The sequence below is a fragment of the Roseovarius autotrophicus genome, assembly GCF_018069895.1.
GTDB classification, from domain to species: domain Bacteria; phylum Pseudomonadota; class Alphaproteobacteria; order Rhodobacterales; family Rhodobacteraceae; genus Roseovarius; species Roseovarius autotrophicus.
Genome location: NZ_JAGQDH010000005.1, coordinates 97,867 through 119,778 on the forward strand (window position 1 = coordinate 97,867; position 21,912 = coordinate 119,778).

24 protein-coding genes are annotated in these 21,912 nt (G+C 61.4%); 14 read left to right on the forward strand and 10 right to left on the reverse strand.

Going from position 1 to position 21,912, the window contains the following annotated elements:
• The first annotated feature begins 22 nt into the window (after window positions 1–22).
• The 5 genes from trxA (at window position 23) to KAK09_RS07975 (ending at window position 4,843) form a co-directional block, all read left to right on the forward strand.
• Window positions 23–343, forward strand: a complete 321-nt coding sequence (gene trxA, locus KAK09_RS07955) for a thioredoxin (protein WP_210878402.1) — start codon at window positions 23–25, stop codon at window positions 341–343.
• A 76-nt stretch (window positions 344–419) separates the two neighbouring features.
• Window positions 420–1,568, forward strand: coding sequence for an amidohydrolase (locus tag KAK09_RS07960; protein WP_210878403.1), 1,149 nt, complete (start codon window positions 420–422; stop codon window positions 1,566–1,568).
• 61 nt (window positions 1,569–1,629) lie between these two features.
• Complete coding sequence (hslV, locus tag KAK09_RS07965; RefSeq protein ID WP_210878404.1) at window positions 1,630–2,184, forward strand: ATP-dependent protease subunit HslV; 555 nt, start codon at window positions 1,630–1,632, stop codon at window positions 2,182–2,184.
• A complete protein-coding gene (gene hslU / locus KAK09_RS07970; RefSeq protein WP_210878405.1) occupies window positions 2,181–3,488 on the forward strand; it encodes an ATP-dependent protease ATPase subunit HslU in 1,308 nt (435 codons plus the stop codon). The genes hslV and hslU overlap by 4 nt, the downstream gene beginning before the upstream one ends.
• Window positions 3,489–3,619: 131 nt before the next feature.
• A complete protein-coding gene (locus tag KAK09_RS07975; RefSeq protein ID WP_210878406.1) occupies window positions 3,620–4,843 on the forward strand; it encodes an MFS transporter in 1,224 nt (407 codons plus the stop codon).
• Here KAK09_RS07975 and KAK09_RS07980 read toward each other — a convergent pair.
• From KAK09_RS07980 to KAK09_RS07990, 3 genes are read right to left on the reverse strand one after another with little or no spacing between them, the layout of a single operon-like run.
• Window positions 4,826–5,410 carry a Smr/MutS family protein gene (locus KAK09_RS07980; RefSeq protein WP_210878407.1) on the reverse strand — a complete coding sequence of 195 codons (585 nt, stop codon included), beginning with the start codon at window positions 5,408–5,410 and terminating at the stop codon, window positions 4,826–4,828. The two genes, KAK09_RS07975 and KAK09_RS07980, sit on opposite strands and share 18 nt — an antisense overlap.
• Entirely contained in the window at window positions 5,407–6,444 is a 1,038-nt protein-coding gene (mltA, locus tag KAK09_RS07985) for a murein transglycosylase A (protein ID WP_210878408.1), read from the reverse strand. The genes KAK09_RS07980 and mltA overlap by 4 nt, the downstream gene beginning before the upstream one ends.
• Window positions 6,441–7,100, reverse strand: a complete 660-nt coding sequence (locus KAK09_RS07990; protein WP_210878521.1) for a Tim44/TimA family putative adaptor protein — start codon at window positions 7,098–7,100, stop codon at window positions 6,441–6,443. Before KAK09_RS07990 ends, mltA begins: the two co-directional genes overlap by 4 nt.
• Window positions 7,101–7,207: 107 nt before the next feature.
• Here KAK09_RS07990 and KAK09_RS07995 point away from each other — a divergent pair, with 107 nt between their 5' ends.
• Both KAK09_RS07995 and secB read left to right on the forward strand, forming a co-directional pair.
• On the forward strand, window positions 7,208–7,657 hold the full coding sequence (locus KAK09_RS07995) for an FxsA family protein (RefSeq protein ID WP_210878409.1): 450 nt from the start codon (window positions 7,208–7,210) through the stop codon (window positions 7,655–7,657).
• A 57-nt stretch (window positions 7,658–7,714) separates the two neighbouring features.
• On the forward strand, window positions 7,715–8,230 hold the full coding sequence (gene secB / locus KAK09_RS08000) for a protein-export chaperone SecB (RefSeq protein WP_210878410.1): 516 nt from the start codon (window positions 7,715–7,717) through the stop codon (window positions 8,228–8,230).
• Here the strand turns inward: secB and dnaQ are convergent, their stop codons facing one another.
• The 4 genes from dnaQ to KAK09_RS08020 are packed head-to-tail and all read right to left on the reverse strand — an operon-like array spanning window position 8,231 to window position 10,974.
• Window positions 8,231–8,965 carry a DNA polymerase III subunit epsilon gene (gene dnaQ / locus KAK09_RS08005; protein ID WP_210878411.1) on the reverse strand — a complete coding sequence of 245 codons (735 nt, stop codon included), beginning with the start codon at window positions 8,963–8,965 and terminating at the stop codon, window positions 8,231–8,233. It abuts the gene before it with no gap.
• Window positions 8,958–9,548 carry a dephospho-CoA kinase gene (gene coaE / locus KAK09_RS08010; protein WP_210878412.1) on the reverse strand — a complete coding sequence of 197 codons (591 nt, stop codon included), beginning with the start codon at window positions 9,546–9,548 and terminating at the stop codon, window positions 8,958–8,960. Before coaE ends, dnaQ begins: the two co-directional genes overlap by 8 nt.
• Complete coding sequence (locus tag KAK09_RS08015; RefSeq protein ID WP_210878413.1) at window positions 9,545–10,378, reverse strand: shikimate dehydrogenase; 834 nt, start codon at window positions 10,376–10,378, stop codon at window positions 9,545–9,547. Before KAK09_RS08015 ends, coaE begins: the two co-directional genes overlap by 4 nt.
• Window positions 10,375–10,974 (reverse strand): Maf family protein, encoded by a 600-nt coding sequence (locus tag KAK09_RS08020; RefSeq protein WP_210878414.1) that lies wholly within the window; start codon window positions 10,972–10,974, stop codon window positions 10,375–10,377. The genes KAK09_RS08015 and KAK09_RS08020 overlap by 4 nt, the downstream gene beginning before the upstream one ends.
• Before the next feature lie 517 nt (window positions 10,975–11,491).
• On the opposite strand from KAK09_RS08020, the gene rho reads away from it, so the two are divergent.
• From rho to KAK09_RS08050, 6 genes are read left to right on the forward strand one after another with little or no spacing between them, the layout of a single operon-like run.
• Entirely contained in the window at window positions 11,492–12,763 is a 1,272-nt protein-coding gene (rho, locus tag KAK09_RS08025; RefSeq protein WP_210878522.1) for a transcription termination factor Rho, read from the forward strand.
• Window positions 12,764–12,784: 21 nt separating this feature from the next.
• Complete coding sequence (gene mnmE, locus KAK09_RS08030) at window positions 12,785–14,068, forward strand: tRNA uridine-5-carboxymethylaminomethyl(34) synthesis GTPase MnmE (RefSeq protein ID WP_210878415.1); 1,284 nt, start codon at window positions 12,785–12,787, stop codon at window positions 14,066–14,068.
• A 3-nt stretch (window positions 14,069–14,071) separates the two neighbouring features.
• Window positions 14,072–15,943, forward strand: coding sequence for a tRNA uridine-5-carboxymethylaminomethyl(34) synthesis enzyme MnmG (gene mnmG / locus KAK09_RS08035; RefSeq protein ID WP_210878416.1), 1,872 nt, complete (start codon window positions 14,072–14,074; stop codon window positions 15,941–15,943).
• Window positions 15,940–16,542: a 16S rRNA (guanine(527)-N(7))-methyltransferase RsmG gene (gene rsmG, locus KAK09_RS08040; protein WP_210878417.1), complete on the forward strand. Its 603-nt coding sequence runs from the start codon at window positions 15,940–15,942 to the stop codon at window positions 16,540–16,542. The genes mnmG and rsmG overlap by 4 nt, the downstream gene beginning before the upstream one ends.
• Complete coding sequence (locus KAK09_RS08045; protein WP_336244434.1) at window positions 16,535–17,344, forward strand: ParA family protein; 810 nt, start codon at window positions 16,535–16,537, stop codon at window positions 17,342–17,344. The genes rsmG and KAK09_RS08045 overlap by 8 nt, the downstream gene beginning before the upstream one ends.
• 18 nt (window positions 17,345–17,362) lie before the next feature.
• Window positions 17,363–18,259: a ParB/RepB/Spo0J family partition protein gene (locus tag KAK09_RS08050; RefSeq protein WP_210878419.1), complete on the forward strand. Its 897-nt coding sequence runs from the start codon at window positions 17,363–17,365 to the stop codon at window positions 18,257–18,259.
• On the opposite strand, the gene hemW is transcribed toward KAK09_RS08050, so the two are convergent.
• From hemW to rph, 3 genes are read right to left on the reverse strand one after another with little or no spacing between them, the layout of a single operon-like run.
• On the reverse strand, window positions 18,260–19,450 hold the full coding sequence (hemW, locus tag KAK09_RS08055; RefSeq protein WP_336244435.1) for a radical SAM family heme chaperone HemW: 1,191 nt from the start codon (window positions 19,448–19,450) through the stop codon (window positions 18,260–18,262).
• A complete protein-coding gene (rdgB, locus tag KAK09_RS08060; RefSeq protein ID WP_210878420.1) occupies window positions 19,407–20,015 on the reverse strand; it encodes an RdgB/HAM1 family non-canonical purine NTP pyrophosphatase in 609 nt (202 codons plus the stop codon). Before rdgB ends, hemW begins: the two co-directional genes overlap by 44 nt.
• Window positions 20,008–20,724, reverse strand: a complete 717-nt coding sequence (gene rph / locus KAK09_RS08065; RefSeq protein ID WP_210878421.1) for a ribonuclease PH — start codon at window positions 20,722–20,724, stop codon at window positions 20,008–20,010. The genes rdgB and rph overlap by 8 nt, the downstream gene beginning before the upstream one ends.
• A 117-nt stretch (window positions 20,725–20,841) precedes the next feature.
• Between rph and hrcA the strand changes: the two genes are divergently transcribed.
• Complete coding sequence (gene hrcA / locus KAK09_RS08070) at window positions 20,842–21,912, forward strand: heat-inducible transcriptional repressor HrcA (RefSeq protein ID WP_210878422.1); 1,071 nt, start codon at window positions 20,842–20,844, stop codon at window positions 21,910–21,912.

The window sequence follows — 21,912 nt, forward strand, 5'->3', positions numbered from 1 at the left end:
GCCCGATCATAGGAGAGAGCCAATGGCCACCGTCGCCGTAACCGATGCCACCTTCGACGCCGAGGTGAAGAATTCCGATATCCCCGTCGTGGTGGATTTCTGGGCCGAATGGTGTGGGCCCTGCAAACAGATCGGCCCCGCGCTTGAGGAACTGTCCAACGAGTTTCAGGGCAAGATCAAGGTCGTCAAGGTCGATGTTGATTCCAACCCCAATTCCGCCGTCGCCATGGGCGTGCGCGGCATCCCCGCGCTATTCATCTTCAAGAATGGCGAGGTCGTCTCCAATCGCGCTGGCGCCGCCCCCAAGGCCGCGCTGCAAAGCTGGATCGAAGACAGCATCTGAACCATCGCTTGCCGCTTGCCGGGGGCCGCATCGCGCGGCCCCTTTTCTTTTGCCCGCCAATCGGCATGATCGCCCCATGACCCTGACCGAAACCGACATCGCCGATCTCACCGCGTTCCGCCACGCGCTCCACGAAACGCCCGAACTGTCGGGGGAAGAGGCAGGGACCGCGCAGCGCATCAAGGCGGCGCTCACAGGCCTCGCGCCCGATACGCTCCTCACCGGGTTGGGCGGGCATGGGGTGGCCGCCGTCTTTGCCGGTCCCACCCCCGGACCCACCGTGCTGTTCCGCTGCGAGCTTGACGCGCTTCCGATTGAAGAGCGCAACACGCTCCCCCATCGCTCGCGCAATCCCGGCAAGGGGCATCTGTGCGGTCATGACGGGCATATGGCGATCCTCCTGGGCCTTGGCCGGATGCTCTCGCGCCGGCGCCCCGCGCGGGGCCGCGCCGTTCTTCTCTTTCAACCCGCCGAGGAAACCGGCGCAGGTGCGGCTGCGGTGCTCTCCGATCCACAATTCGAGACTGTTTCACCCGATTACGCCTTTTCCCTGCACAACATGCCCGGCCTGCCGCTGGGTCATGTGGGCCTTGCCCCCGGCCCGGTGAACTGCGCCTCGCGCGGCATGGCGGTCACGCTCACCGGCAAATCCGCCCATGCCTCAGAGCCGGAGAACGGCACCTCTCCGATGGCCGCGATAGCCCATCTCATGCCCGCGCTTACCGCGCTCAGCCATGGCACGCCCGCAACCCCGGATTTCACCTTGGCCACCGTGACCCATGCGCAGATGGGCGCGCCCGCCTTTGGCATCGCGCCGGGCGAGGCGCGGCTTTACGTCACGCTGCGCACGCTCACCGATGACCGCATGGCGACGCTCTGCACGAGCGCCGAGGCGATCATCCGCGACACCGCCGCCGCGCAGGGCCTCGGCCATGACATCGCCTGGCACGACATCTTCGCCCATTGCGAGAACCACCCGGAGGCGACCCGGATCATCGCCCGCGCGCTCGATACGCTTGACCTTGCCCATGACAAACGCGGCCTGCCCATGCGCGCATCCGAGGATTTTGGCCGCTTCGGCCACCGCGCCCGTGCCGCCATGCTGTTTCTTGGCGCAGGGGGGAACCACGCCGCGCTGCACAACCCCGATTACGATTTCCCCGACGCGCTCTTGCCTCTTGGCGCGGGGATCTTTCACCGCATCGCCCGCGACCTGCTGAACTGACCCCGCCCTTGCGCCCCGCGCGCACCCCTTCCATATAGGCCAAGGCAAAACGGAGGCCCCCATGAGCGATTTTCCCGGCTGGCACGGCACAACGATCATCGGCGTAAGACGCGGCGGCGACGTTGTAATCGCCGGTGACGGGCAGGTGAGCCTTGGCCAGACCGTGATCAAGGGCACCGCCCGCAAGGTGCGCCGCCTCTCGCCCGGCGGTCACGCGGTTGTGGCGGGCTTTGCCGGATCGACGGCGGATGCCTTCACCCTGCTGGAACGGCTCGAGGCCAAGCTGGAGGCAACGCCGGGTCAGTTGCAACGCGCCTGCGTCGATCTGGCCAAGGACTGGCGCACCGACAAGTACCTGCAAAAGCTTGAGGCGATGCTGATCGTCACCGATGGCGCACAGCTTTTCGTCATCACCGGCGCAGGCGATGTGCTGGAGCCGGAGCATGACGTGGCCGCCATCGGCTCGGGCGGCAATTTCGCCCTTGCCGCCGCGCGCGGCCTTGCGGAGAATCCGGCCCTCACCGCCGAACAGATCGCCCGCAAGGCCATGGCCATCGCGGCGGATATCTGCGTCTACACCAACGGCAACCTGACTGTGGAGACGATCTCGAAATGACCGACCTGACCCCGCGCGAGATCGTCTCGGAGCTTGACCGCTACATCATCGGGCAAAACGACGCCAAGCGCGCCGTCGCCGTCGCCCTGCGCAATCGCTGGCGGCGCAAGCAATTACCCGATGACCTGCGCGACGAGGTCTACCCCAAGAACATCCTGATGATCGGCCCCACCGGCGTCGGCAAGACCGAGATCAGCCGCCGTCTGGCGAAACTCGCCCGCGCCCCCTTCATCAAGGTCGAGGCGACCAAGTTCACCGAAGTGGGCTATGTCGGCCGCGACGTCGAACAGATCATCCGCGATCTGGTCGATACCGCCATCGCCCAGACCCGCGAGCATATGCGCGAGGACGTCAAGGCCCGCGCCCACAAGGCCGCCGAGGATCGCGTCATCGCCGCCATCGCCGGAGAGGACGCCCGCGAAGGCACGCGAGAGATGTTCCGCAAAAAGCTGCGCGCCGGTGAGCTCGACAATACCGTGATCGAGGTTTCCCTTGCCGATACCTCCAACCCATTGGGCATGATGGATATTCCCGGCCAGCCCGGCGGCCAGATGGGAATGATGAACCTTGGAGACATCTTCGGCAAGGCGTTCGGCCAGCGCCGCACGACAAAACGCCTCACCGTCGCGGAAAGCTATGACCTGCTCATCAGCGAGGAGGCCGACAAACTGCTCGACGATGAGGCCGTAACCCGCGCTGCGGTCGATGCGGTCGAACAGAACGGCATCGTCTTTCTCGACGAGATCGACAAGGTCTGCGCCCGTGCCGAGACGCGCGGCGGCGACGTCAGCCGCGAAGGCGTGCAGCGCGACCTCCTGCCGCTGATCGAGGGCACCACCGTCAGCACCAAACACGGCGCGGTCAAGACCGACCATATCCTGTTCATCGCGTCGGGGGCCTTCCACATCGCCAAGCCCTCGGACCTGCTGCCCGAACTGCAAGGCCGCCTGCCGATCCGGGTGGAGCTGCGCGCGCTGACCGAGGCCGATTTCGTCCGCATCCTGACCGAGACCGACAACGCCCTCACCCTGCAATACACCGCCCTTCTGGGCACCGAGGAAGTCACGGTGAGCTTCACCGAAGACGGCATCGCCGCGCTCGCCCACATCGCGGCAGAGGTCAACCAATCGGTCGAAAACATCGGCGCGCGGCGGCTTTACACGGTGATGGAACGGGTGTTCGAAGAGCTCAGCTTCACTGCCCCAGACCGCTCGGGCGAGGCAGTGACGGTGGATGCCGCCTTTGTCGAGACGAACCTGGGAGAGCTGATGCGCTCGGCGGATTTGTCGCGCTATGTGCTGTGACGTCGATTTGAGTATTTTCAGAACGATGAAATCAAAAGGCTTTTCACCTTTCCGGAACTATTCATAACCCCGTCGCAACCTGGGCTAAGGCCAGGGCTTTCCTTTCACCGCGTTTCACGCGACCAAGGGCCATGGTGATTCTCGCCTTTCTCCGTGACAACGCGCGCTGGCTGACGGTCGGCGTCTTGCTTACCTTTCTGTCGAGTTTCGGGCAAACCTATTTTATTTCAATCTTTGCCGGGGAAATCAGGGCGGGTTTTGGGTTAAGCCACGGAGAATGGGGCGGAATCTATACGCTGGGCACCACCGCCTCGGCACTTCTGATGGTGTGGGCCGGGGGGCTGACCGATCTTTTCCGCGTGCGCGTTCTGGCCCCCATCGTCCTGCTCTGCATGGTGCTGGCCTGTCTCGCCATGGCGCTCAACCCGGTGTGGTGGCTGTTGCCGGTGATCGTCTTCGCGCTGCGCTTTACCGGTCAGGGGATGATGAGCCACCTCGCCGTCATCGCCATGGCCCGCTGGTTCGTCGCAACCCGCGGCAAGGCGCTTTCTGTGGCGACCCTCGGCAATGCCATCGGTGAATCGCTGTTGCCGCTGATATTCGTTGCACTTCTGATCACGTATGACTGGCGTACGCTTTGGGTTGTGGCGGCGATCGCAGCTTTTGTCGGCATTCCGCTGCTCCTCCTGCTCTTGCGCCGCGAGCGCACGCCGCAAAGCTGGGCGCAGACGAGCCAATCGCTCGGGATGCGCGGGCGGCACTGGACGCGGGGTCAGGCGCTGCGGCATTTCCTATTCTGGTTCATGATCCCGGCGCTTCTGGGGCCGTCGGCGTTCAACACCGCGTTTTTCTTTCATCAGGTGTATGTAGCCGAGATCAAGGACGTCTCCCATATCGAGCTTGTGGCCATGTTTCCCGTTTACACGGTGGTCGGAATTATCGCGATGATCGTCGCCGGACTGCTGATCGACCGGCTCGGAACTTCACGGGTGCTGCCCTTTATCCAGCTTCCGATGATCGCGGCCTTCCTGCTTTTCGCCGTCTCCGACGGGCCGGGGCTGCTGCTTGCCGGTTTCGTCATGCTGGCGCTCACCACGGGGGCGAACAGCGTGGTTCCCAATGCCTTCTGGGCCGAATTCTATGGCAGCGCGAATATGGGCAAGATCAAGGCGATGGCCGCAGCGATCATGGTCTTCGGCACGGCGCTCGGGCCGGGGATTACCGGGTTGGCGATTGACCTCGGAGTCGGGATCGAAACACAGTTCGTCATCATCGCCGCCTATTTCGCCTTTTCGAGCCTGATGATGAGCATCGGCGTGGTGCGCGCACGGCCCGAGCTATCGCTGCCGCTTTAGATAGACGTAATAAGCCCCGCCGCCGCCATGGCTGATATGGGCCTCTGCAATCTGAAGCACCAGCGGCCCGAGTGGCGGCACACGCAGCCAATGTGGCACGTTGTGGCGCAACACACCATGGCGCACCGGAATCGGGCCGCCGTCATCGCGGTCCTTGCCCTTGCCAGTAACGACCAGAACCAGCCGCTTGCCCTGGCCATGGGCGCGCAAGATAAAGCCGCTCAGCGCGCCATGCGCCTGATCGAGGGTCATGCCATGCAGGTCGATCCTGGCCTCGGGCGTCAGTTTTCCCCGCCGCAGTCGCTGAAAGGCCTTGCGATCCATCGCCACTGGCGCGCTGGCAATCCTTTCGGTGAGACCGGGCAGGACATCATGGCCTGGCCCGCCGGGCTGCGCCCTCTGCCCGATGCGGAACGGCTCGACCGGTTGCGGGGACGGATCTCGGCGCAGCTCCGGCTTGGAGAGAAGCAACATCGCCTGACTTTGCGGCTTGATCGGCACAGTGCGGCGCACGACCTCCTGCCAAAGCGCCTCTTCCTCGGGGCGCAGATGGCGCTTGCGGGTCACTGGTCCATATCCGTCAGCATGGCATAGGCGCGCTGGATCGGCATGAGCACCACCAAGCGCCCCGGATCGCGCAATCGCCCCGCCGCACGCCCCGCGTCGGCACCTGTGCCAAAATAGATGTCCGCCCGTTGCGGCCCCTTGATCGCCGAACCGGTATCCTGCGCCACCATCAACCGGCGGATCGGCTTATGCCCCTCCTTTTCGATCCAGACCGGCGCGCCAAGCGGCACATAGGCCGGATCCACTGCGACAGTGCGCCCTGCCGTCACCGATCGGTTCATCGCACCCAGCGGGCCGCGATCCGGCGGCACCTCGTCGATGCGGCGAAAGAAGACGTAGGAAGGATTATGATACAGCAGCTCTTGCCCCGCCTCGGGGTTTCGGCGCACCCAGTTCTTGATCACCTCGGCCGATGCCTGATGGGGCTCGTATATCCCGCGTCGGACCAGTTCAACGCCGATCGAGCGATAGCCATGTCCGTTGGCCCCGGCATATCCCACGCGTATCACGCGGTCGTCCGGCAGACGGATACGACCAGAGCCCTGAATTTGAAGAAAGAACAACTCTACCGGATCATCAACCCAGGCAATCTCGAGATCCCGGCCCGTCATCACATCTCCGGTCAGGATCTCGCGCCTTGAAAGCCAGGGGCTGGTCTCTCTTGCCTCGGGCGGCATGCGGTAGACTGGGTAGCGAAAGCGCCCGTCTGGCTGAAGCGCACCACGTAATTCCGGCTCGAAATAGCCGGTGAACAAGGCCGGGTTGCCGTCGGTGATCATCACGGGCCGAAAGAAAAGCTCAAAGAAGGTCCGTGCCTCGGGGCCGGTCTGCGCCAGCGCACAGAGTGCCCGCCAGTCGGGGCCGGTCATGTCGGGGCATGTCTCGACAAAGACCGAAAGCGCCCGTGGGTGGTCGTCCTCTTGCCAATCTGCGAGATCGGAGAAATCCAGCATCTCGTGCCGGATCTCGGCAGCCGCGATCGTGGCCGAGCATAGCGCGGCGAGCATGGAAGGCGCGCGCAGCGCGCCCGTCATTCGCCCGTGGCAACAAGCCGCCAGTTCGGATCGCCCGAGCCCATGACGCGCTCGTAAGTCCACAGATCCTTCTGCCGCTTGCTGCGTCCCGGTTCGCCTTCGACAATCTCGCCGTTCGCATCGCGCACGACCGACACCAGTTCGGCCACACAGCGCACGTCGATCTCGGCACGGCGGCTTGCCGGGTCGAACCGCGCATCGGACAGCGCCAGATCACGCACACCGATGAATTCGGCATCGACCTTGAGACCCTGCTGCTCGCGTGCATCGACCACCTGTGCGAAGGCCTCGTAAACCTCGGGGGACAGGAACGGCGTCACCTCGTCAAGGGTGCCGCGCTCGAATGACATCAGGATCATCTCATAGGCCCCGCGGGCGCCCTGAAGGAAATCCGTCACGCTGAAATCCGGCTCGATCCGCTTCATCTCGGCAAGGGCCTCGGCGGCCTCGGAATCCTCGGGCACATGATCGACGATATCGAGATCCGGCCCGCCCTCGATGACCTCGAAACTACGCCGCTCTACTGTCTTGTCAACCGGGCGCGTGGCCGGCGGACCCTCGAAGCCGTCGCGCGAGCCCAGAACACTCTTGAGCCGGACGATGAGAAAAATGGCGATGCCGGCGAGCACCAGTAATTGCAGGATCGGCGAATTCATGAAAACCTCGTGTCGTGCGGGCATGGCAGGCTCTGTCACTTGACCCTATGTAGGGGAGGCCGGTGGCCAAGTCCACCACAAGCCACGCAAATCGAAGGAGACCGCCCATGTGGCTCTTGCTGGCGTTCATCGCCGTCCCGCTGATCGAGATCGCGCTGTTCATCCAGGTGGGCGGTTTGATCGGGCTCTGGCCGACGCTCGGTACCGTGATCCTGACAGCGCTGGCAGGAACCATGTTGCTCAGACACCAGGGCCTTAGCGAACTTGGCAAGCTGCGGGCCGCGCTTTCCGGTTCGGGCGACCCCTCCGGGCCGCTGGTTCACGGCGCGATGATCCTGTTTGCCGGGGCGCTGCTTCTGACGCCGGGCTTTTTCACCGATGCTGTTGGTTTTGCTCTCCTGTTGCCGCCCGTGCGGGCGCATATCTTCATGCAGATCCGCAAGCGCATCGTCCTTCATGACATGCACCAGCCCCGGCGCGGCCCCGATATCATCGAAGGCGACTACCAGACGATCAGACCCGACAGGAATGATCCTTCTGGCTGGACTAGGCATTGAGGCAGGGACAGCCGCCTGCTAAGCAGTCGCCAAATACAGCCCAATCAGGAGATCCCGATGGCCGAAAACGAGAATGGTGCCGCGCCGCACGGCACCGAAGGCACCCAGCCAAGCCAGCAACCGCAACTCAGGATGCACATACTCACGCAATATGTGCGCGACCTCTCGTTCGAGAACGTGTTGGCGCAGCGCGGCACCGGCGGCGAGGTTCAGCCCGATATTCAGGTAGCGGTCAATCTCGACGCCAAGAAGCGTGCCCTTGATCATCAGTTCGAGGTTGCGTGCAAGATCAACGTCACCTCGCGCAACAAGGGTGGCGAAGAGCCGCTTTTCGTTCTGGAAATGGACTATGTCGGCATTTTCCACATCGAGGGCGTGTCCGAGGATCAGCTTCACCCGTTCCTTCTGATCGAGTGCCCGCGCCAGATCTTCCCCTTCATACGCCGCATCGTCAGCGACGTGACGCGCGATGGAGGATTCCCGCCGCTCAATCTTGAAAACATTGATTTCGTACAACTTTACCGGCAAGAGATAGCGCGCCGTCAGGCACAGTCGCAAACCGCAAGCGCCTGATCACCGCGACCAGAGCGCAGCACCGCCCATGTTCGCAACGAACGCATCATGGGCGGCGCTTTCTTCCGGGCTCAGCCGAGCCGCAAGCGGCCTGGGTCGCGGCGCAGGGCGCCAGTTTTCCTGACTCGCCCGCCGCGATTGCGGGTCACTGGCCATGCCCCCCACAGCCAGGGCAAAATCCGGTTGCCGGCCACCGATCAGTTCCAGATAGACTTCTGCCAGGATCTCGGAATCGAGCAATGCGCCGTGCAGCGTGCGTGCGGTGTTGTCGATGGCAAAGCGGCGGCACAGCGCATCAAGCGACGCGGGCGCACCGGGAAATCGCGTGCGCGCCATGCTCAGCGTGTCAATCGCCCGGTCAAAACCGAGACCGGGCAATCCGGCGCAACTCAGTTCGGCATTGAGAAACTTCATGTCAAAGCTGGCATTGTGGATCACGAGTCGTGCATCGGCCACGAATTGCAGAAATGTCGCGCCAATCGCGGCAAAGGTCGGCTTGTCGCGTAACGTCACCTCTCCGTCGCGCGGCGGCCGCGGCGCCGCAAGCAGGTCAGGGCCAATGCCGTGCACGGCGAATGCCTCGTCCGGCATGCCGCGCTCGGGGTTGATATACTGATGATATGTCCGCCCTGTGGGCATATGATTGAAAAGCTCGATCGCCCCGATCTCGACAATGCGGTGCCCCTCGGACGGTTCGAAACCGGTGGTTTCGGTATCAAGAACGATCTCACGCATTGATCCGCCGCCCTCTTATGTCTGCCAGCACAGCCTGCACCTGTTCGCGCGCATGCTCAAGCGTATCGGTTTCGATCACATAATCCGCGCGACGGCGCTTTTCCGCATCGGGTATCTGTCGGGCTTGAATGGTCTCGAAATCTGCCTCACTCATGGTACCTCGTGCAAGAACGCGGGCGCGCTGCTCTTCGGCGGGCGCGGTGACAACCACCACGGCATCAAGACCCGTCATGTCGGTCTCGTATAGCAGCGGGATATCCAGAACGGTGATATCTGCTGTTTGCGCGGCCAGGAACGCGGCGCGATCCTCGGCCACAAGCGGATGTACGATAGCCTCGATCTGGCCAAGAGCGGCGGGATCGCACGCGATGATTTCCTTGAGGCGCGCGCGGCTGACCTCGCCATTGATCACCGCTTCGGGGCACAAGGCCGCGATCGGGGCGACCGCTGCGCCACCGCGCGCATAAACTCTGTGAACGGCGGCATCCGCATCCCACAATGCGCAACCCGCCTCGACGAAAAGCCGCGCGGTTGTCGATTTTCCCATGCCGATCGAGCCGGTCAAGCCAAGCCGGAACGTCATCTCAGCGCCGCCGCTCGCGTCGCGGCATCCACCTCGGGGCGGACACCGAACCAACGCTCGAAGCCTGGCACAGCCTGATGCAAAAGCATTCCCAGACCATCGACCGTGACACAGCCCATCGCCTCGGCCACCTCAAGAAGCCGGGTTCTGAGAGGGGCGTAAACAAGATCCGTGACCAGCGCGCCCTTTCGCAACCCGTCGAGCGGCACGCGCAAGGGCGGTTGACCGAGCATCCCGAGCGATGTTGTATTCACCACCGTCGCTGCCTGTTCCAGCATGTTGCCTGCCTGCACCCAATCCACGACACGCAGCCTGTGCCCAAAGTCCTGTTGCAGGACTTCCGCCCTGAGTCGGGTGCGGTTAGAGATCAGGATTTCCGGAACCTCCGCATCCAGAAGCGCCGCGACCACGGCCCTTGCCGCCCCGCCCGCACCCAGAACCGCTGCGGGCCCGGCGGTCGGGTCCCACCCGGGTGCATTCTGGCGCAAATTTTCAATGAACCCATACCCATCTGTATTATCGGCCTGAATCACGCCATCTTTTTGAAAAACAAGCGTGTTCGCCGCTCCTATGATCGCGGCTCGATCCGTCACCATATCGGCGAGGGCCATTGCCCGTTCCTTGTGCGGAACGGTGATGTTGACACCGACAAATCCCATTCTCGGCAACATGCGCAACACCTGGCCAAGATCGGTCTCTGTGACATCCATGGGTATGTAAAACCCACGGATACTCAAGGTTCTTAGCCAGTGCCCGTGCAGTTGCGGAGAACGGGAATGGGCGATCGGAGATCCGATCACACCGGCAAGCGGTATACGATCATGGCTCATTGCGGCAAATCCCCACGCAGTGTCAGAAAGGCCAGAAGATCAAGCAGTGGCAGGCCCAGCACCGTGAAATAATCGCCTTCAATCCGTGAAAACAAGCGGACGCCTTCGGATTCCAGCTTATAGGCGCCGACGCTTTCGGCGATATCCGGCCAATTCCTTACCAGATATCCCTCCAGCCAGTCCTCGCTGAAAGGTCGGACTGTCATTCGAACCCGGCCCACATGGCGCCAGATGGGGGTGCCGTTCCCGTAAACTACCGCCGCCGACAAAAGATCGTGTGTCCGTCCACGCATGCGCATCAGTTGCGTGCGTGCATCCGTGATCGTCTTGGGCTTGCACAAGATTTCTCCATCCAAATCAAGTATTTGATCGCAGCCCAGCACCAGGCGATCGGGCGATTTCCGAGCGACCCTGAGAGCTTTCATATCGGCTAGCGCATCAGCGATATCGCGCGGCTTCGCCCCCTCGGCAAGAAGCGCGTCACGAAGGCTCGTTTCGTCAACCCGCGCCGGGCGGACCTCTACGTTCAAGCCCGCGTTCTCAAGCAATATGCGCCGCGCTTGCGAGGCAGAGGCCAGAATGAGTGAGAAAGACATGTGGATAACCTGATGACAAGTCCATGATACCGCAGACGGAGCGGGCAAAACCTGCGAAGGGCCGAAGGCTCTGCCACCTCACGGCCTGACAATCCCGGTTTTCTTCATTGGGGACAAGGATGAATCCGGTGTTTGGACAACTCCGTGACTGGCTGGTTATCTACAGACCGGCAATATGGAATCAGGCTTAGATATTAATTTAAATATATGTATTTAAATTAAAAATTTTGATCCTCCTAGGTTCTGGGAACTCTGCGATAAACGTTCCACAGGCTTGTCCACATGTGGATGAAAAGCATGATAACGTCATAATCCACAGAGAGTACCAGACACTACATCATCATCATTTTCTTTTCATATCTCTTTATATGTAAAGGATCACCGGCCCAGATTGGCCAAGGCGGTTGACGATTCCCAGCCCAGTCTTTAAGAGACGGATTGGCGCCGTCCGGTTGCTATGAAATCCCCTAATAGTCCATCCATGGCCATGAATGGCTTGTCGATGTCGAGGTCTCCTATGTCCGTAGAACGTCTTAACCTGTCTGATCTCAAGGCGCTTAGCGCCAAGGCGTTGCTTGCAATTGCAGAAGATCTCGAGATCGAGAACGCATCGACCATGCGCAAGGGCGAGATGATGTTCTCGATCCTCAAGGAACGCGCCGAAGACGGCTGGATCGTCTATGGTGACGGGGTTCTTGAGGTTCTTCAGGACGGTTTCGGTTTTCTTCGCTCGATCGAGGCCAACTATCTTCCCGGTCCCGACGATATTTATGTCTCACCGGATATGATCCGCCAGTATTCGCTGCGCACCGGGGATACGATCGAAGGCGAGATGCGCCAGCCCGACGATACCGAGCGCTACTTTGCACTGACCTCGGTCACGCAGATCAATTTCGAGGATCCAGAGCGGGCGCGGCACAAGATCGCCTTTGAAAACCTTACGCCGCTTTATCCCGATCAGCGCCTGAAAATGGAGATCGAGGATCCGACGATCAAGGATCGCTCAGCTCGTCTTATTGATCTTGTCGCGCCGATCGGAAAGGGCCAGCGGTCGTTGATCGTCGCTCCACCCCGTACGGGCAAGACCGTGCTCTTGCAGAATATCGCGAACAGCATCGAGAAAAACCATCCCGAATGTTATCTTATCGTTCTTCTGATCGACGAGCGACCCGAAGAAGTGACCGACATGCAGCGGTCAGTGAAAGGCGAAGTCATTAGTTCGACGTTTGATGAACCAGCCACCCGGCATGTCGCCGTGTCGGAAATGGTGATCGAAAAGGCAAAGCGGCTGGTCGAGCACAAACGTGATGTGGTTATTCTTCTCGATTCCATCACGCGGCTTGGCCGTGCGTTCAACACCGTCGTTCCGTCTTCCGGAAAGGTGTTGACCGGGGGCGTCGATGCCAACGCGCTTCAGCGCCCCAAGCGGTTCTTCGGGGCTGCGCGTAATATCGAGGAAGGCGGGTCTCTGACAATCATCGCAACGGCCCTGATCGACACCGGAAGCCGCATGGATGAAGTGATCTTCGAAGAGTTCAAGGGCACGGGCAACTCGGAAATCGTTCTTGATCGCAAGATTGCCGACAAGCGGGTGTTCCCGGCTATCGATATCCTCAAATCCGGCACGCGGAAGGAGGATCTCTTGATCGACAAGGTCGATCTGCAAAAAACATTCGTTCTGCGCCGGATTCTCAATCCGATGGGCACGACAGATGCCGTCGAATTCCTGCTCTCCAAGCTAAAGCAAACCAAGACGAATGCCGAATTCTTCGATTCGATGAATACCTGAGCGTCAGGGCGGATCCCGATTATGGACACGATCTTTGCGTTGTCCACCGCGCAAGGCAAGGCGGGCGTCGCAATCATTCGGGTTTCAGGTCCGGATGTGGCATCCGTGGCCGATCTGCTTTGCGGTGGTTTGCCCGCACCGCGCCATGCGGCGCTGCGCGTTCTCCGGGATGGATCAGGCGAACGCATTGACGAGGCAATCGTTGTTTTCTTTCCGGATCGGGCCAGCTTCACGGGTGAATCTGTCCTGGAACTTCAGGTTCATGGCAGCGCTGCCGTCATCGCACTTATTTTGCGGATTCTGGGAGATTTTCCTGGCCTTCGTCTGGCCGATCCGGGCGAGTTTACCCGCCGCGCGCTCGGCAATGGATGTCTCGACCTTACCCAGGTCGAGGCGCTTGCCGACCTGCTCGAGTCTGAGACCGAAGCCCAGCGTCGTCAGGCCATGCGCGTGCTTTCGGGTGCTCTTGGGGAGAATTGCGCCATGTGGCGCAAGGCGCTTCTGCGGGCTGCGGCCCTGCTTGAGGTAACCATCGATTTTGCCGACGAAGACGTTCCGGTTGACGTGACGCCAGAGGTGCGGACGCTGTTGTCGGACGTGATGGCCGGGCTGAATACTCAGATTACGGGATTCGGCGTGGCGGAACGTATTCGGACAGGCTTTGAGGTTGCCATTCTGGGTGCGCCGAATGTCGGTAAATCCACTTTGCTCAACGCGCTTGCCGGGCGCGAGGCGGCCATCACATCCGAACATGCAGGCACGACGCGGGATGTAATCGAAGTGCGCATGGACCTTGGCGGTCTGCCCGTCACCCTTCTTGATACGGCTGGCCTGCGTGAAACAGAGGATGCGGTCGAAGCCATTGGCATCACCCGGGCACGGTCCCGCGGAGAGGATGCGGATCTGCGTATTTTCCTGACTGAAACGGGTGAGGGCTTTGAGGATCTCATTCAGCCGGGCGACATCGTTCTACAAGCGAAATCAGACCTTTATCCAGGTGGCGATGGGGTTTCCGGATTGACGGGCGCGGGCATGGACGATCTGATCGGGCGTGTGACGGACTGCCTTCAGGGTCGCGCGCAGGGCGCGGGTGTGGCGATCCGGGCACGGCACGAGTCGGCAATGCGCAAGGGCGTCGTGGCGCTCGATTCCGCATGCAGACTCCTTGACGCGGGCGAGTCGGCAACCGATCTTGCCGCCGAAGAGGTTCATGCCGCGATACGCGCGCTTGATTCTCTGGTAGGACGCATCGACGTCGAGACGGTGTTGGGTGAAATATTCGCCAGCTTCTGCCTTGGCAAGTAAGGAGTGTTTCACGTGAAACAATTCGATGTGCTTGTGATCGGGGGTGGCCATGCAGGCGCGGATGCCGCCCATGCCGCAGCCAGGATGGGGGCGAACACGGCGCTTGTAACCCTTTCGCGGTCCGGGATAGGGGTCATGTCCTGCAATCCTGCAATCGGCGGGCTGGGCAAAGGCCATCTGGTGCGCGAGATTGACGCACTTGATGGTGTCATGGGGCGGGTTGCCGACCGGGCCGGGATCCAGTTTCGCCTGTTGAACCGTCGCAAGGGTCCGGCGGTTCAGGGTCCGCGCGCGCAGGCTGATCGCAGGATTTATCGCGAGACCATGCAGGCAATACTCGGCGAAACGGCGAATCTTGACATTATCGAAGGCGAAGCCGCCGATTTCCTTATGGTGCATGACGCTGTGCGTGGCGTCATTCTCGCGGACGGTAGCGAGATTCCGGCCAAGGCGGTGATTCTGACCACCGGGACCTTTCTTCGGGGCGTGATTCATATCGGGGATGTATCGCGACCGGGTGGTCGTATCGGAGATCCGCCCAGCGTTCGTCTTGCTCAGCGAATTGATGGCTTTGGCCTTCCTCTTGGACGGTTGAAGACCGGAACACCGCCCCGCCTTGACGGGCGAACGATCGCATGGGCAGACCTTGAAACTCAGCCGCCCGATGATGATCCGGTGATGTTTTCCTTTTTGTCCGACAAGCCGCTTGCGCGGCAGGTATCCTGCGGCATTACCCATACCAATGAGCGCACCCACGACATCATTCGCGCAAACCTTGACCGGTCTGCGATGTATGGTGGTTATATCGAGGGGATCGGCCCAAGGTATTGCCCGTCGATCGAAGACAAGATCGTGCGGTTTGCGGACAAGACATCGCATCAGATTTTTCTCGAACCGGAGAGCCTTTCCGATTCTGTGATTTATCCTAACGGGATTAGCACATCGTTACCCCTGGACGTTCAGGAGGCTTATGTCCGCTCCATTGCAGGGCTCGAAGGCGCCGAGATTCTGCAACCAGGGTATGCCATCGAATATGATTTCGTCGATCCGCGCGCGCTCGACAGCACGCTTGCTGTCGGTTCTGTTCCCGGTCTTTATCTGGCAGGGCAGATCAACGGCACGACCGGTTACGAGGAGGCTGCGGCCCAGGGTCTGGTTGCCGGGATCAATGCCGCGCGCTTCGCACGGGACGAGGCCCCGGTCTATTTCAGCCGCACAAACAGCTATATCGGCGTCATGATCGACGATCTTACCACGCGCGGTGTTTCCGAGCCTTACCGGATGTTCACCTCGCGCGCGGAGTTCCGGCTTTCGCTACGCGCGGATAACGCCGATCAACGACTGACCCCGATCGGGCTTTCAATCGGTTGTGTGTCCGAGGAGCGGCGTCGCCGCTTTGGAGACAAGATGGAGCACCTCACCGCCGCGCGCCAGCAATTGGAGGAGACAAGCTATACGCCACACGATCTTGTTGCCGTCGGAATCGACGTCAATCAAGACGGCACGCGGCGCAGCGCAATGCAGGTTCTGGCCTTTCCGGGAGTCGAGATTTCCGATCTGACCCGTATTTCCGGCGATTTCGCCGCAATCGCGCCGGGCATCGCCGATCAGCTCAAGAAGGACGCGACTTATCTCAACTATATTGAGCGTCAGGCGCGCGATGTGGAAATGCTCCGGCGGGATGAGGCCATAGAGATTCCACCCGGATTTGACTACATTGGCATTGATGGCCTTTCCAATGAATTGAAGGCCAAGCTGGGCGCGGCCCGACCCGAAACGCTTGCCCAGGCGGCGCGCATCGAGGGTATGACGCCTGCGGCGCTGGCTCTTGTTCTCGTCAAGCTGCGTCAGGATGCGCGGGTCCGCAGCGCATGAGCGATGAGGATGTTTCACGTGAAACAAATGAGCGGCTGGGCATCTACAGCGCCTTGCTGGAGAAATGGAATCCACGCATCAATCTGGTGTCCCGTGCCTCGCTTGCAAATCATCGCATCCGGCATTTTGCGGATTCGGCGCAACTCCATGATCTTGCGCCCCACCCTGTCGATCATTGGGCTGATCTTGGCAGCGGTGGAGGCTTCCCCGGCCTTGTCATCGCGATTCTCGCGCTGGATGCCGGCTCTCCGGCCCGTGTCACATTGGTCGAGTCTGATGTTCGGAAGTCCGCCTTTCTCAATACGGTGATCAGGGAAACAGGCGTGAAGGCCACGGTCGTTACAGGCCGAATCGAGGCGATTCCCCCGCTGAAGGCCGACGTGCTGTCCGCGCGCGCGCTTGCAGATCTGACCGTTCTACTCGGATTCGCCGACCGCCATCTGAAGCCCGGAGGCACAGCGCTTTTCCCGAAGGGTGTCACTTGGCAGGATGAGCTGCGCGATGCGCAATCGGCGTGGCAATTCACATCCCATGTTGTTAAAAGCAAGACCGAAGCCGGCCCCGTCATCCTGCGTGTCAGAGGTATTTCTCGTGTCTGATCCCCTTCGCCAGACCAGCCCCCGAATCATTGCGATCGCCAATCAGAAGGGCGGCGTGGGCAAGACGACGACGACAATCAATCTTGGCGCTGCGCTCGCCGATACGGGCGCGCGGGTTCTCATTGTTGATCTCGACCCGCAGGGCAACGCCTCGACCGGGCTTGGCGTGGAAATGGAATCGCGGGGCTTCACCACCTATGATTTCATTCTTGACGAGGCTCCGCTTGACCAGATCGTGCAGGCCACGGGACATGATGGTTTGCTGATCATCCCGGCGACCGTCGATCTGTCTTCTGCTGATATCGAATTGATTTCAAACGAAAAACGCAGCTTTCTCTTGCATGATGCCCTGCGTCAACCGGCGATTGACGGGCTGCTGCTCGACTATATCCTGATCGACTGTCCGCCGTCGCTCAACCTTTTGACGGTCAATGCGATGGCGGCGGCTCACTCCGTGCTGATCCCGCTCCAGTCCGAGTTCTTCGCACTTGAAGGTCTTTCGCAGCTCATGCTCACCATCCGCGAGGTGCGCCAGTCTGCCAATCCCGATCTGCGGATCGAGGGCGTTCTGTTGACCATGGTGGATGCGCGCAACAATCTGTCTGCGCAGGTCGAGAACGACGCCCGCGAGAATCTTGGCGAACTTGTGTTCCAGACCCGAATCCCGCGCAATGTCCGTGTGAGCGAGGCCCCCTCCTATGCCTTGTCGGTGCTGACCTACGATCCGGTGTCCAAGGGCGCGCAGGCATATCGGGATCTCGCCCGCGAGATCGTGCAGAAGCATGCGCGCGCCGCGGCATGACAAGAAGGAGTTGAGGCGATGAGCACGACACGCAGTCAGGGAAGAGGTCTTGGGCGCGGTCTTTCGGCGCTTATGGCGGATGTCAAGGAAAGCGCGCCGGTATCCGAGACGCAGCGACGGACGCCGGACATGATGGTGCCGGTGGAAAAGGTCCACCCGAACCCGCAGCAGCCACGCCGCCACTTCGATTCGGATGCGCTTGACGATCTCGCGCGCTCCATCGCCGAGAAGGGCATTATTCAGCCCCTGATCGTCCGTCTGAACCCTCGAGAGCCAGGATCTTACGAGATCGTGGCAGGTGAACGCCGCTGGCGGGCAGCGCAGATGGCGCAACTCCACGAAGTGCCTGTATTGCTTCGGGAATTTACCGATACCGAAGTGCTCGAGGTTGCGATTATCGAGAATATACAGCGCGCCGATCTCAACCCTATGGAAGAGGCTGCCGGTTACAGCCAGCTCATGACAAGGTTCGGCCACACGCAGGAAAAACTGGCCGAGGTTCTGGGCAAGAGCCGCAGTCATATCGCCAACGCCGTGCGCCTGTTGAACCTGCCTGATGAGGTCCAGGGCTATTTGCGCGAGGGGCGCCTCTCGGCTGGTCATGCGCGCGCGCTCATCACCGCGCCCGATGCGGTGGCTCTCGCGCGCACCGTGATCCAGAAAGGGCTCTCGGTGCGCGAAACCGAGAAACTCGCCAAGGCAGAGACCACGGGCGTGAGTCCCAGAACCCGCCCCAGATCAGCCGCCAGGACAGGGAAAGACGCTGACACCATGGCATTGGAGGCCGATCTTTCCGCGGCGCTCTCGATGACTGTCAGCATCGATCACAAGCCGGGGGACGAACATGGCGCGGTGACAATCCGCTACCAGTCGCTCGACGATCTCGACCGTCTCATGGCGCTTCTGAGTAGCTGATCAGGGCAGAAGTTCGCAGATTACCGCATTCAGCACCGCGCGCCCGGCCTCCGTGGCGCAGAGCCGCCCGTTTTCGATCCTGATCATGCCGATCTCGTCAAGATGTCTCACCGTCTCGGCGTCAAGTGGCGCACCTGCCAGCCGCTCGAACCGCGCCATGTCAATGCCTTCGCTGAGACGCAGCCCCATCAGGAGAAATTCCGTCGCCTGCTCGTGTGCCGGAAGGGCCGCGCGCAGCGATTCGCCCGAACCGCGCTCGACCCGGTCAAGCCATTCTCCGGGCATCCGCCGGGCTTCGGTTGCATGACGACCCCCATCATGGCTGAGCCGCCCGTGTGCGCCGGGGCCGATCCCGACGTAATCGCCGTAACGCCAGTAGATCAGGTTATGTCGCGATTCAGCGCCCGGTCGGGCATGGTTGGACACTTCATAGGCGTTCAGCCCCGCCGCGCCGCAAATGTCCCGCGTCGCCTGATACATATCGGCGGCAAGCCCCTCCTCGGGCAGGCCACGCAGTTTCCCTTCTGCATGGCGTTCGCCAAAGGCGGTGCCGTTCTCGATGGTGAGCTGATAGAGCGAGAGGTGATCCACCGCCAGATCGAGCGCGCGGCGCAGCTCCGATTGCCAGCCCCCAAGCGTTTGACCCTGCCGCGCATAGATCAGGTCGAAACTCGTCCGTGTAAAATATTTCTTTGCGATTTCAAATGCTTGAATGGCTTCAGCGACCGAATGTAACCGGCCCAACCGCCTTAGATCCACATCGTCGAGCGCCTGAACACCCAACGAGACCCGCGAGACACCGGCCTGTGCATAGCCCGCAAACCGCCCCGCTTCCACCGAGGTCGGGTTGGCCTCCAGCGTGATTTCGGGATCGTTCGCCATCGGCCAGGCGGCGCGGGCGGCATCAATGATCGCGGCCACGGTTTCGGGTGGCATCAGGCTCGGCGTACCGCCACCGAAGAAAATCGAATTGAGCACGCGATGAGGCACCAATTCGGCGTAACGTGCGATCTCCTGCACATAAGCCGCGCGCCAGCGGTCGTGATCGACCGAGGCGACAACATGGCTGTTGAAATCACAATAGGGGCATTTCGACTGACAGAACGGCCAGTGCACATAGAGGCCAAAGCCCCCCTCCTGCCAATCCTCAGCCAAAGCAGCCGTCAACGAACTTGCGGAACGCCTCGGCACGATGGCTGATCCGGTTCTTCTCCCAACGGTTCATCTCGGCAAAGGTCACATCATACCCTTCAGGCTGAAAGATCGGATCATAGCCATGGCCTTGGGTCCCGCGCATGGGCCAGACAAACCAGCCATCGACCGTGCCCTCGAACACTTCATCATGCCCATCAGGCCAGGCCAGCACCAGTGTGCAGCAGAACCGTGCCGTCCAGGGCTGCCGCGCCTTGCGTTCCAGCAGCATGTCATGGGCGCGCGTCATGGCCATGGCGAAATCGCGACCAGTCTCTGTTTCGGCCCAATCCGCGGTATAAACGCCCGGAGCACCCCCCAGCGCATCAATTGCAATCCCGGAATCATCCGCGAGTGCGGGCAGGCCCGTGGCCTCTGCGGCCGCGTGGGCCTTGATCCGGGCATTGCCGACAAAACTGGTCTCGGTTTCCTCCGGCTCGGGCAGGTTCCGCTCTGCCGCGCCGATCACCTTGACGCCATAAGGAAGGAGCAGATGGGCGATCTCCTCAAGCTTGCCCGCATTATGTGTCGCCACCAGCAGCGTATCGCCCGAGAACTTACGCACTGATCGCCTCGCGCTGTTTGGCCACCAGTTCGCCCACGCCCTTTTCCGCCAGATCAAGCAGCGCGTTCATCTGCGCCCGGCTATAGGTCGCGCCCTCGGCACTCATCTGAACCTCGATCAGCCGTCCGCCGCCCGTCATGATGAAATTACCGTCCACGCCCGCCGCGCTGTCCTCGGGGTAATCGAGGTCGAGCACCGGCTGGCCCGCATAAATTCCGCAGGAGATTGCGGCCACCGGATCGACCAGCGGATCGCTGAGCACGTCGCCCGCCTTCATGAGCTTGCCCACGGCCAGCCGCAGCGCCACCCAGCCGCCGGTGATCGCGGCGCAGCGCGTGCCGCCATCGGCCTGGATCACGTCGCAATCCACGGTAATCTGCCGCTCGCCCAGCGCCACCCGGTCCACACCGGCGCGCAGCGCCCGCCCGATCAGCCGCTGGATTTCGACCGTGCGCCCGCCCTGCTTGCCCACCGCCGCCTCACGCCGCATCCGGCTGTTGGTGGAGCGCGGCAACATCCCGTATTCCGCCGTCACCCAGCCAAGCCCCGTGCCCTTCACGAACGGCGGAACCCGTTCTTCGACCGTCGCGGTGCAAAGCACATGAGTGTCGCCCATCCTGATCAGGCAAGAGCCTTCGGCATGTTTCAGAATCCCGGTCTCGATTGAAACCGGGCGCATCTCGCTTAAATCTCTTCCCGAAGGCCGCATCTCTGTCCCCTTGTACTGACAGGGCGGGGATATATGGGGGCGACCCCGGATGGCAAGCCCGATTGACCTTTGCCCAAACCCGTCTTTAATGCTCGATTGACCAGGAGGCCCGCGGGAATGTCTGACGCCAGCACCATCCTCGATCAGCTCAACGACCGCTCGCGCGAGGTGTTTCGCCGCGTGGTCGAGGGATATCTTGCCACCGGCGATCCGGTTGGTTCGCGCACGCTCACCCGTGATTTCAGCGAAAAGATCAGTGCCGCGACGATCCGTAACGTGATGCAGGATCTTGAATATCTCGGCCTCTTGGGCAGCCCGCATATCAGTGCCGGGCGCGTGCCGACACAAGACGGGCTGCGGATGTTCGTCGATGGCCTGCTTGAGGTTGGCGGGCTCGAAGATACAGACCGCGAACTTATCGATGCCACCGTTACCAGCAATTCCAGCGATGTGACCGGGATGCTCGATCGCATCGGTTCTGCCCTTTCGGGCGTGACCCGAAGCGCGTCGCTGGTGCTTGCACCAAAGCATGAGGCCCCGATCAAGCATATCGAGTTCGTGAGCCTGGGCCATGACCGCGCGCTTGTGGTTCTCGTCTTCGCCGATGGCCATGTGGAGAATCGCCTCTTTACTCCGCCTCCCGGCCAGACCCCAAGCTCGATGCGCGAGGCGGCGAATTTCCTTAATTCTCTGGTCGAGGGCCGGACGCTTTCTGACATGCAACGCCGCATCGCCCGCGAGATTGCCGCGCGGCGTCAGGAGATCGACCAGCTTGCCCACGCCCTTGTCGAGAGCGGCCTTGCCGTCTGGCAGGACGAAGGCGACAACCAGGAGCGCCTGATCGTTCGCGGACGCGCGAATCTGATCGACGCCGGGGTGGACGAGACCGATCTGGAGCGCATCCGCATCCTGTTTGACGATCTGGAGCGCAAGCGCGACATTGCCGAATTCCTCGACCGCGCTGATGAAGGCGACGGTGTGCGCATTTTTATCGGCTCGGAGAACAAACTTTTCTCACTTTCGGGTTCCTCTTTGGTGGTCTCTCCATATATGAACGCGGACCGTAAGATCATTGGCGCGGTGGGTGTGATCGGCCCTACCCGCCTCAACTACGGGCGTATCGTGCCGATCGTGGATTACACGGCACAGCTTGTGGGAAGGTTGATCTCCGACCGGAGTGAGAGGTGA

Coding starts and splice junctions, on each gene's coding strand:
- trxA (WP_210878402.1), top strand. CDS start 23: ATGGCCACCGTCGCCGTAACCGATGCCACCTTCGACGCCGAGGTGAAG.
- KAK09_RS07960 (WP_210878403.1), top strand. CDS start 420: ATGACCCTGACCGAAACCGACATCGCCGATCTCACCGCGTTCCGCCAC.
- hslV (WP_210878404.1), top strand. CDS start 1,630: ATGAGCGATTTTCCCGGCTGGCACGGCACAACGATCATCGGCGTAAGA.
- hslU (WP_210878405.1), top strand. CDS start 2,181: ATGACCGACCTGACCCCGCGCGAGATCGTCTCGGAGCTTGACCGCTAC.
- KAK09_RS07975 (WP_210878406.1), top strand. CDS start 3,620: ATGGTGATTCTCGCCTTTCTCCGTGACAACGCGCGCTGGCTGACGGTC.
- mltA (WP_210878408.1), bottom strand. CDS start 6,444: ATGACGGGCGCGCTGCGCGCGCCTTCCATGCTCGCCGCGCTATGCTCG.
- KAK09_RS07990 (WP_210878521.1), bottom strand. CDS start 7,100: ATGAATTCGCCGATCCTGCAATTACTGGTGCTCGCCGGCATCGCCATT.
- KAK09_RS07995 (WP_210878409.1), top strand. CDS start 7,208: ATGTGGCTCTTGCTGGCGTTCATCGCCGTCCCGCTGATCGAGATCGCG.
- secB (WP_210878410.1), top strand. CDS start 7,715: ATGGCCGAAAACGAGAATGGTGCCGCGCCGCACGGCACCGAAGGCACC.
- dnaQ (WP_210878411.1), bottom strand. CDS start 8,965: ATGCGTGAGATCGTTCTTGATACCGAAACCACCGGTTTCGAACCGTCC.
- coaE (WP_210878412.1), bottom strand. CDS start 9,548: ATGACGTTCCGGCTTGGCTTGACCGGCTCGATCGGCATGGGAAAATCG.
- KAK09_RS08015 (WP_210878413.1), bottom strand. CDS start 10,378: ATGAGCCATGATCGTATACCGCTTGCCGGTGTGATCGGATCTCCGATC.
- KAK09_RS08020 (WP_210878414.1), bottom strand. CDS start 10,974: ATGTCTTTCTCACTCATTCTGGCCTCTGCCTCGCAAGCGCGGCGCATA.
- rho (WP_210878522.1), top strand. CDS start 11,492: ATGTCCGTAGAACGTCTTAACCTGTCTGATCTCAAGGCGCTTAGCGCC.
- mnmE (WP_210878415.1), top strand. CDS start 12,785: ATGGACACGATCTTTGCGTTGTCCACCGCGCAAGGCAAGGCGGGCGTC.
- rsmG (WP_210878417.1), top strand. CDS start 15,940: ATGAGCGATGAGGATGTTTCACGTGAAACAAATGAGCGGCTGGGCATC.
- KAK09_RS08050 (WP_210878419.1), top strand. CDS start 17,363: ATGAGCACGACACGCAGTCAGGGAAGAGGTCTTGGGCGCGGTCTTTCG.
- rph (WP_210878421.1), bottom strand. CDS start 20,724: ATGCGGCCTTCGGGAAGAGATTTAAGCGAGATGCGCCCGGTTTCAATC.
- hrcA (WP_210878422.1), top strand. CDS start 20,842: ATGTCTGACGCCAGCACCATCCTCGATCAGCTCAACGACCGCTCGCGC.